Origin of the sequence: Sulfitobacter noctilucae (genome assembly GCF_000622365.1) — a bacterium.
GTDB lineage: Bacteria > Pseudomonadota > Alphaproteobacteria > Rhodobacterales > Rhodobacteraceae > Sulfitobacter > Sulfitobacter noctilucae.
The window spans coordinates 1-10,995 of sequence record NZ_JASC01000008.1 but is presented as its reverse complement, the minus strand read 5'-3'; the positions used below and the strand labels follow the sequence as shown (position 1 = coordinate 10,995).

Annotated in this window: 9 protein-coding genes and 2 pseudogenes; 3 read left to right on the top strand and 8 right to left on the bottom strand. The window is 54.3% G+C overall.

The features are described from left to right. Positions 1-611: pseudogene (locus Z945_RS19465) on the top strand (IS3 family transposase); the annotation flags it as partial. 351 nt (positions 612-962) lie between these two features. Here the strand turns inward: Z945_RS19465 and Z945_RS20030 are convergent. The 6 genes from Z945_RS20030 to Z945_RS0106205 form a co-directional block, all read right to left on the bottom strand. Further along, a complete protein-coding gene (locus Z945_RS20030; RefSeq protein WP_025051247.1) occupies positions 963-1,760 on the bottom strand; it encodes an enoyl-CoA hydratase/isomerase family protein in 798 nt (265 codons plus the stop codon). 20 nt (positions 1,761-1,780) lie between these two features. Then, complete coding sequence (locus Z945_RS0106225) at positions 1,781-3,460, bottom strand: class I adenylate-forming enzyme family protein (protein WP_025051246.1); 1,680 nt, start codon at positions 3,458-3,460, stop codon at positions 1,781-1,783. Between the two features lie 3 nt (positions 3,461-3,463). Continuing rightward, entirely contained in the window at positions 3,464-4,264 is an 801-nt protein-coding gene (locus Z945_RS0106220) for an ABC transporter permease (RefSeq protein ID WP_025051245.1), read from the bottom strand. Beyond that, the gene (locus Z945_RS0106215; protein WP_152541087.1) at positions 4,261-5,112 is read right to left on the bottom strand and encodes an ABC transporter permease; all 852 of its coding nucleotides are present in this window, start codon (positions 5,110-5,112) and stop codon (positions 4,261-4,263) included. Before Z945_RS0106215 ends, Z945_RS0106220 begins: the two co-directional genes overlap by 4 nt. Before the next feature lie 19 nt (positions 5,113-5,131). Continuing rightward, positions 5,132-6,106 carry an ABC transporter substrate-binding protein gene (locus tag Z945_RS0106210; protein ID WP_161634083.1) on the bottom strand — a complete coding sequence of 325 codons (975 nt, stop codon included), beginning with the start codon at positions 6,104-6,106 and terminating at the stop codon, positions 5,132-5,134. A gap of 113 nt (positions 6,107-6,219) precedes the next feature. Next, complete coding sequence (locus tag Z945_RS0106205) at positions 6,220-7,266, bottom strand: ABC transporter ATP-binding protein (RefSeq protein WP_025051242.1); 1,047 nt, start codon at positions 7,264-7,266, stop codon at positions 6,220-6,222. A gap of 212 nt (positions 7,267-7,478) precedes the next feature. Here Z945_RS0106205 and Z945_RS0106200 point away from each other — a divergent pair, with 212 nt between their 5' ends. Next, positions 7,479-8,165: a TetR/AcrR family transcriptional regulator gene (locus tag Z945_RS0106200; RefSeq protein ID WP_025051241.1), complete on the top strand. Its 687-nt coding sequence runs from the start codon at positions 7,479-7,481 to the stop codon at positions 8,163-8,165. Between the two features lie 265 nt (positions 8,166-8,430). On the opposite strand, the gene Z945_RS20025 is transcribed toward Z945_RS0106200, so the two are convergent. After that, positions 8,431-9,333: a helix-turn-helix domain-containing protein gene (locus Z945_RS20025; RefSeq protein ID WP_025051240.1), complete on the bottom strand. Its 903-nt coding sequence runs from the start codon at positions 9,331-9,333 to the stop codon at positions 8,431-8,433. Positions 9,334-9,435: 102 nt separating this feature from the next. On the opposite strand from Z945_RS20025, the gene Z945_RS0106190 reads away from it, so the two are divergent. After that, entirely contained in the window at positions 9,436-9,912 is a 477-nt protein-coding gene (locus tag Z945_RS0106190; protein WP_025051239.1) for a 2,4'-dihydroxyacetophenone dioxygenase family protein, read from the top strand. 487 nt (positions 9,913-10,399) lie between these two features. On the opposite strand, the pseudogene Z945_RS19450 reads toward Z945_RS0106190, so the two are convergent. Continuing rightward, positions 10,400-10,995: pseudogene (locus tag Z945_RS19450) on the bottom strand (IS3 family transposase); the annotation flags it as partial.

Here is a 10,995-nt window from a genome sequence, read left to right as displayed (position 1 = left end):
TAAACGGGGCGGACGCAAGCGCGCAGTCGGCACCAGAGCACCGATCACTGCCCGCCAGGCGATTGCAACGCAATCTGCCGAAAGGGGCGATCCCGCAGGGGCCGAACCAGCGGTGGTCCTCGGACTTTGTGTCTGACAGCCTGTCATGTGGCCGCAGGTTCCGCATTCTGAACGTGATAGACGACTTCAGCCGCGAATGTCTTGCTGCCGTGGTCGACACATCGCTCTCAGGCAACCGTGTGGTTCGTGAACTGGACCGCATTGCTGAGATGCGTGGCTACCCCTGCATGGTGGTCAGCGACAACGGCACAGAACTAACTTCGAATGCGATCCTGAAATGGCAGGAAGACCGCAAGGTCGACTGGCATTATATTGCCCCCGGCAAACCAATGCAGAACGGCTTTGTGGAAAGCTTCAACGGCAGAATGCGGGATGAATGCCTGAACGAACATCTGTTCGACAACCTGCGCCATGCCCGCAGACCGATCTCAGCGTGGCGTAATGACTTCAACAACCACCGCCCACACACAAGCCTCGCTGGCATGACGCCAGCTGAATATGATAACAGGTCAGAAGAGGACCAAAACCTGAACAGAGCTAACCTAAATTAGCGGACACAAGGGGGAGCAGGTCAGGTGTCGTATCCAGTTGGATTGGGTTGCTCTCCGCTCCCCTACTATTGCCCTACTAACGACCCCACCTCATCGAGGGGTCGTCGCTGTTCTAGACTAGCGCGTAGGCTGGTTTGGAAGGAGTTGGCGGGAGCCGCTGGGTGTGTGGGGTGTTGCTACAGTCAATGCGATGACACGAACGGAAGCAAAACGAGAACGCTTAATCAGATATCCGCACAAGCTTAAAGTATACCGCGCTCTTATTGACACCGGCACTTCACTTAACGGTCGCAAGCGCGGCACGTTAAATTACCGTGCAGAACCACAACATTGACTGGACCACATCCTAACCTATTCAGGCTTGTAAAGAAATTCTCCGACCCGCTCTTCACCGCCGTATCCCATACGTTGCATACGGTACAGTTGCTTGACATAGTCCAGCGCTTCGATCCGGCTCATATCTGCACAGCGCGTTGTCGCTTGCATCTCGATCCGCAAAGCGAGAAGCGGATGGCGGACGATGCGCTCGGCATAGGCTTCTGCTTTTGCAATCAACTGGTCGGACTCTACGACAGCGTTCACCAGATTGGCGCGGAGGGCCGCTTCCGCATCTAACGGATCGCCCGTCATCAGCAATTCCATCGCCAGAACATACGGCATCTGCCGCGTCAGACGGGTAGAGCCACCGGCGCCTCCCATGCCATAGAAGATTTCGGGGAAGCCAAACTTCGCATCCGGTGTGCAAATCCGAATGTCTGTCAGATGATTGAGATATATCAGCCCTTGGCCAAGGCAGTAGCCGCGAACAGCACCGATAATCGGTTTGTTTCGGTCCAGCAGCAAGACATCCCGTGACCACGAAAAGGTATCGGGATCCCCTTCCTTCGTCAGATGCTTGGGAGATAAGTAGTGTTCAAGTTCCTGCATGGGCGTGTCGAATTTGGCATAGGTGGAACGCACATCGTCACCCGCTGAAAACGCCCGTTCGCCGGCACCCTGCATGATTCCGACTTTGACCTCATCGTCCGTAAGAAAGTTCACCATATGGCCATACATTTCCTTATGCATGGCTGGTGTCATGGGGTTCACCGACCCGTTGCGGATCGTGAAATAACCAATAGCGCCTTTGCGCTCATATTCGATGGGCATAGTAGAGTTCCTTTTTGGGATTAGAGCCAGGCGTTAGACACACGGTCGAACGAACCTGCGCGCAGGTCTTGTTTTTCCTTCACCAGCAATTGCTTGGCGATCTTTTCGGACGGGGTTTTGGGGAGCGCAGCGCGGTATTCGATGTAACGCGGAATTTTGAAGGCCGCGAGCCGTGTACTGCAGTGTTCGAATATCGTTGCTGGCGGCAGATCGTCAGGCGACATTCCGTCCGACAGGACAATATAGGCTTTGACTTCTTCACCACGGGCCGGGTCTTTTACTCCAACGGCCGCGGCTTCGACGACTTCAGGCAATTCGACGAGTACGGTTTCAACTTCCCGCGCCGCGATATTCTCGCCGCTGCGGCGGATCATATCCTTGAGGCGACCAACAATCGTGTGGAAACCGGCGCTGTCGCGTTTGAACAGGTCGCCTGTGCGAAACCACCCGCCATCGATGAACGAGGCGTCATTGGCTTCAGGTTTCTTGTAATAGCCAAGCATGATGCCCGGTCCACGAATGCACAACTCGCCTGTCTCGCCATCCGCAACTTCAGCACCATCCGCATCAATGATTTTGGCTTCGCGGAAGGGCGCGGGCAGGCCGCAAGCACCGGACCCCACCATATGTGTTGCCTCGCGCGGCATGAAAAGCGCGCCGCCCACTTCGGTCATTCCAAAGGATTCCCGTGCAATCACATCATAGCGTTCTTCTAATGCAGCATGTTGACTGCCAGAAACGCCAAAGATCGAAATGCGCCGCAAATCATTGTCACTATCATTTTCCTGCGCCGGAAGTTGATAGACGACTTCAGGGAACAGGCAGTAATGAATTTTGAATTGGCGCACCCAATCCATGAAACGGCTGGAAGATGCCCGGCGCGCGACAAAGATTTCGCCGCCCAAACGCATCGTCATGAGCGTAAGCCATTGCGGGTCCATGTAGAAAAACGGTTGTGCCGCCAGTACGTTATGGATCTCTTCTGCTGGGCCGCCCCTTTGCGACGCCACCAAAGATATTGTGAGCCAATAGCGATGGGTCAGCAGACACCCCTTTGGAAAGCCGGTAGTGCCGGAGGTGTACTGAATGTTGATGACATCATCGAGTTCCGGTTCCGGCAAGTCTTTGGGGAGGGGGCCGGCATGTTCCAGCAGGTTCTTTTCCGTCTGGCCCAGCACATCGTTGGCGTCTGTCGAACCAAACGTCACACATTGCGCGTTTTTGACCGGTGCCTCTCCTTCAAGCGCGCGATAGGCGGAAAGACAGTCTTCATGGATCAATAGAAAGGCGGCGTCTGAATCCGTCAGGACGTAGTTTAATTCACGGCCGGTATAGTTGATATTGACCGGCACCATAACCGCACCCAGTTGCGCAAGAGCAAGCCAGACAATCGGGAAGGCGGGAATATTTGGCAGCATCACGGCAACGTGGCTGCCTTTCTGAATGCCCAGTGAATAAAGGCCCGCGGCCATGTTTTCTATGTCGCGCCCAACTTGGCCGTAGGTTGCAACCCCGCCTTCCGTCTCATCAAAGAAATTCCAGAGCGGCGCGTCTGGCTGCCCTGTCACGCAATCGTTGACCAGCGCTGCAATATTGCGCGGGAAAGGCATGTTTTCAACGTCTGCGCGTTGGCGATCAAGCTCTGCTTTAACGTCCGGCCAGGATTCACGGGTCGTGAGAGGCATTTCACTTTTGTTCATTTGTCATTCTTCTGCGTTATGTGAGTTTTGATTGTGCGCTTCGTTCCGTCGCCGCACCATTTCACCGGCGAGCATAAGAAGGGCGCTGACAGCCGTGAGCATCACCGCCGCGGCGGGCACTGTGGGGTCAATTTTGAGGCTTAGATCGTTCCAGATCCGGACAGGGAGGGTTTGTTGGCCACCCGATACGAAAAGAGTGATGATTAGTTCGTCGAATGAGGCAAAGAACGATAATACGGAGGCTGCGAAAATGGAGGGGGCTAGGTGCGGCGTTGTTATCAACATGAAGGCTTTGAATGGGCCGGCCCCCATGGTGCGTGCCGCTCGTTCGATCGTCATATCAAAGCTGCGCAAGCTCGACGACACCAACAGAATGGAATAGGGCAAGGCAACAACCGCATGGGCCAGCGTCAACGCCAATGTGTTATCCACCAACTGCCAGCGCAAAAATACCATGTAAAGCCCGAGCGCCAGCACGACCGTCGGCACAATAAGCGGTGCGATGAATAAAGCAGTCAAGATACTGCGCCCCGGGAAATTCCCCCGCACAAGGGCAACGGATGCAAGTGTACCGATGATCACGCTAAGTGCGGTGGCACCCAGTCCAACCCTGAAGCTTAAAGACAGTGCCTCCATCCAGCTTTCTTGCTGAAAGAACTCACGGTACCAGCGAAGCGACAGCTGCTTGGGTGGGAATTCAAGAAACTGGCTTTCGCCAAGTGAAATGGGGATCAGGAAAATAAGAGGCGCGAGCAGAAAGAGAACAACCAGCCAAAAATGGAACGCGAGCAATTTACGGATCATCGGGACAGCCCTCCGGTCGCGAATTCAGGACGGTTTCGGGTCGCCAACCAGAAGATCAACAGGCACAGAAGGGTGGCAAGTAACAGAGCGGTCGCCAGTGCCGCCGCAAAACCCCAATTCAGAGTTTTATGCACCTGAAGGTCGATCAGGTTTGCGATGATCAGGCTTTTTTGTCCGCCAAGCAGCGTCGGCGTGACGTAGAACCCCAGCGAAAGAATGAAGCAAATCAGGCCGCCCGTCGCAGCACCCGATAGGGACAACGGAAAGAACACTGACCAGAAGGCGCGTATCGGGGAGGCTCCCATAACCCGCGCAGCCTTGATCAGGCCACCGTCGATGTTCACCATTCCGGCGACTGTCGGCAAAATAACGATGGGCAGCAAGATCTGCACCATGCCAAGGTGCACTGCAAAATTTGTATAAAGGAATTGGACAGGTTGTTCAGTCAGGCCCAACCACTGCAGGGCATTGTTTACCAAGCCCTCACGGCCCAATAGAATAATCCAGGTATAGGTGCGGATCAGGATCGAAATCCAGAAAGGCAGCAGCACGAGATACGTTATCATCGCGCGTTTTCGAGGGCGCAACTGGCTCATATAGTAGGCTGCCGGATATCCGACCAGCAAGCATATTACGGTTACCGTGAAGGCAAGCCAGAACGTCCGCTCCAACACCACCCTTGCCAGACGCGAGGTCCAGAGCTTGCTGATAGACTTTAGCGTAAAGCCGTCATCGCCAACAAAGCTTTGGATTAGCACACCGACCAGCGGGTTGAGGAACAACACGCAGATCAGGGCTATCGCAGGCAAGAGCAATGCCATGAGCCGCCAATTCTGTTTCGCCTTCACGATCAAACCATCCTTCAGATTAAAGCAGCGTCCATTCCGTCCAGCGCTCGGTCACCTCTTCAAGGTTTTCCGCCCACCATTGGCTGTTGAACTTGAATTGGGCCGCAGCATTCTTGGGTGCGGTTGGCAAGGTCTCGACAAAGTCGGGTTCGAGATAGTCGAACATGCCAGGGACAAAGCCCGGGTATGGAACAACCTTCACGAAATCTGCGGCCAATTTCGGATTCAGCCGGAACTTGAGAAACTCCATCGCTTCTTTTGGATGCGGAGCCCCTTTTGGCATTCCCATGTAGGACAGCATCAACGCACCTTCGTTAAAGGTGATCGCCACTGGCTTGCCTTCAGTTTGCAATGGCGAGATGCGACCGTTCCAGCAGGAGGTCATGTTAACTTCACCGTCGATCAACAACTGCACGTGCTGCGCGCCGGTCGACCACCAGACAGGAATATGGGCTTTGATTTCATCAAGTTTGGACAACGCCCGTTCAACATCGAGCGGATACAAATCTTCGGGGGCCACGCCATCTGCAAGCAGCGCAAATTCAAGTGTGCCTTTCGGCGAGTTTTCAAGCGAACGGGGCCCAGGGAAACGTTCGACGTCCCAGAAATCGGCCCAAGAGGAAGGTTGTTCACCCTCGTAACGGTCCGTACGATAAGCAAGGACAGTCGAATACGAAGCCCGAACCAAGGCTGTTGGTTCTTTTGCCATTTCCGGCAAAAGGCCTTCTGGATCGATGATCGAATAATCCAGCTCTTCTAGCCAGCCGTTTTTAGTCGCAATGACCACGTCATCGCCGTTTAGCTCGGTCAGATCCCATTCAACATTTCCAGATTCGACCATTGCTTTCAGCTTGGGCAGGCTGACAGGGGCTGAAGCCCGCACTTTGATACCAGTCTGCTCGGTAAAGGGCAGTTCGAACATGTCACGGATTACTGTTTCCAGTGAACCGCCCGAACCGTTTACAACGATGGTTGTTCCTTCTGCGCGCGCCATCGCGGGGGCGGCCAAGGCACCCAAAGCGGCCACAGAGCCGAGGTTGAAGTTACGCCGTGTAATAGTCATTTTCATCTCCTGTTGTGCGCGGTCAAAGACCGCTTTGTTAATAGTCATTTGGGTAAGAAAATCAGGTTTTCGAAATCAAAACCCAAAGCAATAGATTGGCCCGCCGCCAACGGTGCTTCGCCCGGGTGCCTGGGTTCGACCAGCAGAATCTCGGTGCCGTCTTCAGTGCGCGCGATGTAGCGGATGGCTTCGCCGGAAAAGATGGTTTGTTCGACCATCGCAGGCACCCCGTCAGATTCAGTCCGGCGTATGAGTTCCGGCCTTAACCCAACCGCATAGGGTTTTTCTGTACCTGGCTTCAGCGGGATACGCCCAAGACCTTCGACCTGGATAGAGTGTTGATCTGCACCACCCACCCTGAGGATGTTATTCGAGCCGATGAAGTTGGCGATAAAGGTTGAAGCGGGCTGGTCATAAAGCTCTTGCGGCGTGCAAATCTGCTGGATTTCACCCTGGTCCATAACCGCAATCCGGTCTGACAATGTCAGCGCTTCACCTTGGTCGTGCGTCACGAAAATGACGGTGCTGCCGATCTGCTTTTGTAAGGCCTTCAATTCAAGTTGCAGCGATTCACGCAGCTTGAGATCCAACGCGCCGAGCGGCTCGTCCATCAGCAGCACACGAGGTTCGAAAACCAAAGCACGCGCAATCGCAACACGCTGTTTCTGACCACCTGAAAGCTCGTGCGGCATCCGCTGGGCCAGTTCTGCCAGTTGGACCATTTCCAGCGCTTTCATTGAGCGTTGGCGCACTTCGGCCTTGTGCATTTTGCGCATCTGAAGTGGAAAACTGACATTGGCGAGAACATTTCGGTGGGGAAAGAGCGAATAGCTTTGAAACACCATTCCGATGTTTCGTTTCTCGGTGGGCGTTTGCCTGATGGAAATGCCGTCGATCAGGATGTCCCCCTGGCCCACGTCGATGAACCCTGCCAGTGCATTGAGTGCGGTAGTTTTCCCTGATCCGCTGGGGCCCAGCAGCGTCATGAATTCACCCGCCCCGACCTCAAGACAGAAGTTGTCGAGCGCAGTGAAAGCGCCAAACTCTTTGCGCACATTTCTAAATTCGATTGTCGCGCCAGTGTCTTTCATCAACCAACTCTCCCGATGCCTTGGCTATAAGTGACGACATTGTCATTTTTTAGTCAAGGAATTTGTTTTTTCATATAAATCATACGGTTGGAAAAATTTCACCTGTTTAAGAGCCGCGTTGCAACTTGTGGTTCAGGCGCAATTCGCTAAAGACTGTGTGGACTTTTCAAGGCCAGAAGACTCTTCTGTACCGGCAGCAAGGGAACCGGAAGATGTACGATTATTGTCAATATCTTGAAACCGTCCTCGCCGACTCGGAGGGGGAACGCAAGGTTGTGCGCACAGAGCAAAAACTTGTCCTGGCAACGGCCCGCTTGCTGAATGAAACCACTTATCACTCACTATCCGTCAGCAGGATTAGCGAAGGTGCCGGCTTGGCTCATGGAACTTTCTATCGCTATTTCAAAACGCGCTCTGAAATTGTCGCCAAAATGCTTGAAGGATACTTCGACTTTGTCAGGAAGGGTGCCCGCCAGCAGCGCCGCGGTCACTCCACGCGCGAACGGATTTTTATTTCCAACCTACATTATATACGCTGTTTTCGTCAAAATGTCGGACTCATGCGGTGCCTTTTCCAGCTTAAAGACGAAGATCAGCTCATTGGCAAAGTGGCAAACGACGCAAATGATGAATTGATTTCTCGCGTAATCAAAAGGAACCCGCTGCTTTCTGAGGACTCGAAAGAACTCCAACTTAGCCTTTATGCACTTGCAGGCATGGTCGATGAGCTGTTGCTTAAAGTATACGGTCGGACCAACCCGCCCTTGGTTGCATATTCTGATAGCCCGGAAATCATCGCTGAAGTCATTTCGAAATTCTGGTATGATGTTATGGAGCCGGCAGCATCGAATACGACATCCCCAGAAGACCAAGCACTAGGAGTCAGTCAATCCAAATAACGCGCCCATAATCGGGTGCTGGCTGTGAGCTACCCTCCGAGATTCAGACGCTATCGCAAGCTGCGATCTGCTCATTTTCAATACCAAGGAGATCGGAGATATCGAAATGGATGACCAGAGGCGCTTGTCGCCGACTGAACCAAGCTGACAAGGACCAACGCGCCTCATTACGAGCCAAGACGTACGAGTGTTTTTACTACTTTGCTGATTTATTGAACAGCTGGTTGAGATCATGCGAGGAGCAGGTGGGCGATGGTGCGTTTGCTCAGCCATTCACCTTGGCCCGAAAGCTCGACGGGCTCTGCCCGTGAAAGCTGCGGAATGCTGTAGAGAAATGTCCGTGATCGCCAAAGCCGCATTGTAGGGCAATCTCGGTGATGTTGGCGGGGCTTGTGATTAGCAGGTGTTCGGCCTTGCGCAAGCGCATCTCGCGCAGGGCGGCCATTGGTGTCTTGCCCTGATCGGCCTTGAAGGCGCGCAGGAAGTGAAACTTGCTGAGGCCTGCGGCAGCGGCAAGATCGTCGAGCGTGATCGGCTGGTCGAGGCGGCTTGCGATAAAGTTCTGTACCCTCCGTAAAGCTGTCGGACTCAGCAGTTTGGGGGCTGCATCGGCCTGACCGGCCAGAAGGCCTATCAATTCCACCAGAAGATCATGGGCTGCGTGGTCTGTGCGAAGTTGCCCCAGTGCACTGGTGTCGCAAGCGATTTCGGACAAGCTCAAGGCCGACCGCGAGAGCGATGTGTCGGTAAAAGTGCCGGTCTGGTAAACGGCCCGGGGCGGCAGGGTCAGGTCGATCTCGTAGGTGGCGCAGGTGCTGATCAGCAGTGATTTCGGAATATAGACATGCAGGAGCGAAAACTTGCCTTCCGTTTCCGCCGCGGGGTGTCCGGCAGTGTCGACCACCATCCACGAACCGCGTTCCAGTGCACCCGCACAACGACTGCGGCCATCCAGTTCCACATGGGCGAAGGAAAACCCACTCAGGTGAAGTGACAGGATTAGATGGTCATCGCCCAGGCCACAGCTCAGCGACGTCGGCGCATCGCTATCATGTTCCCACAGGATTGCGTCGATGCCATTGGAGGCCTCGCGGTGCCAAAGAGAGTTTATGCCCCATGCAGACCGCATCAGGCCGATGGCGTGTGTATCTGGTTGGACAGCTTGCATGATCAAAATGTAGCAACCCTAAGCAAGTCAGGCAATTGCCGCAAAGACTGGACGTCAGATTCCTGATTGCCTTTCTACCATGCAGATCAGGGAGGATTGCACATGAACGAACAAAGCGCCCCGCCAGAAGGCACCACTATGGAACTGACCAAACACGAACACCCTGCCTTTATGGATCCCGAAACCATCCCCTGGACACCCTGGGTGATGCCTGGCACGCACTATCGGCTTATGACCGTGGATGTCAGGTCAGGTGGCTTCACGCTTTTTCTGAAGGTCGATCCCGGTGCGGATGCACCGCCCCACGGGCATATCGGCGCTGTCGAAGGCGTGATCCTTGAAGGCGGTTTTGCTTATGACGACGATGCAGGTTCGAAGGGCGACTATATCTGCGAAAAGGCCGCAGCGATTCATCAGCCGGTCTCCCCGGACGGATGCATCATGTTTGCCATCGTTCATGGACCCCTGGTTGGTTACAACGAGGATGGCAGCATCGCGGGCATCATCGACGCTAAGGCGATGTACGAGATGGCAACCGCAGCCGGCGTCGCGGGCCATATCCGCGCCGACTTTGGCTGACCGGCACATCTAGCAAGTGCCTCGGTTGGCGAGCGCAACCGCGGCCTTCAGAATAGAGATGATGTCGGTGAGATAGCGGAAGCTGTGGCGCCGACATTTGCTAATACATGATAAGGCCGGAGAGTGCGTAAGGTCCATTATGTAACTTCACCCAAGGGCAGAGAAGTTGGTAATGGCAATTGCAGACCAGTGAGGGAACTGGGCGGCTGAGCGGCATTGTTTATGGCGTCTTGAAAGAATTCGTGTCAACTTTGCTGAAGACGGTTTAATTCTAAGGAGTGATTCATTGCGGTTTTTCGTCCTCGCCATTGGGTTGTCCATCGCTTCGAGTCCGTTAATGGCAGGGTGCAATAAAACTCTACTACGATTTGATAGCTGGAAGATCGAACATACCGATTCTGATACGAACAGACTGACAACCGTTTTCACATATACGGGTGACCGGCCAATCAGAATATTAGATGTGACCTGCTCCCCCTTGTGTCCGCTAATTTAGGTTAGCTCTGTTCAGGTTTTGGTCCTCTTCTGACCTGTTATCATATTCAGCTGGCGTCATGCCAGCGAGGCTTGTGTGTGGGCGGTGGTTGTTGAAGTCATTACGCCACGCTGAGATCGGTCTGCGGGCATGGCGCAGGTTGTCGAACAGATGTTCGTTCAGGCATTCATCCCGCATTCTGCCGTTGAAGCTTTCCACAAAGCCGTTCTGCATTGGTTTGCCGGGGGCAATATAATGCCAGTCGACCTTGCGGTCTTCCTGCCATTTCAGGATCGCATTCGAAGTTAGTTCTGTGCCGTTGTCGCTGACCACCATGCAGGGGTAGCCACGCATCTCAGCAATGCGGTCCAGTTCACGAACCACACGGTTGCCTGAGAGCGATGTGTCGACCACGGCAGCAAGACATTCGCGGCTGAAGTCGTCTATCACGTTCAGAATGCGGAACCTGCGGCCACATGACAGGCTGTCAGACACAAAGTCCGAGGACCACCGCTGGTTCGGCCCCTGCGGGATCGCCCCTTTCGGCAGATTGCGTTGCAATCGCCTGGCGGGCAGTGATCGGTGCTCTGGTGCCGACTGCGCGCTTG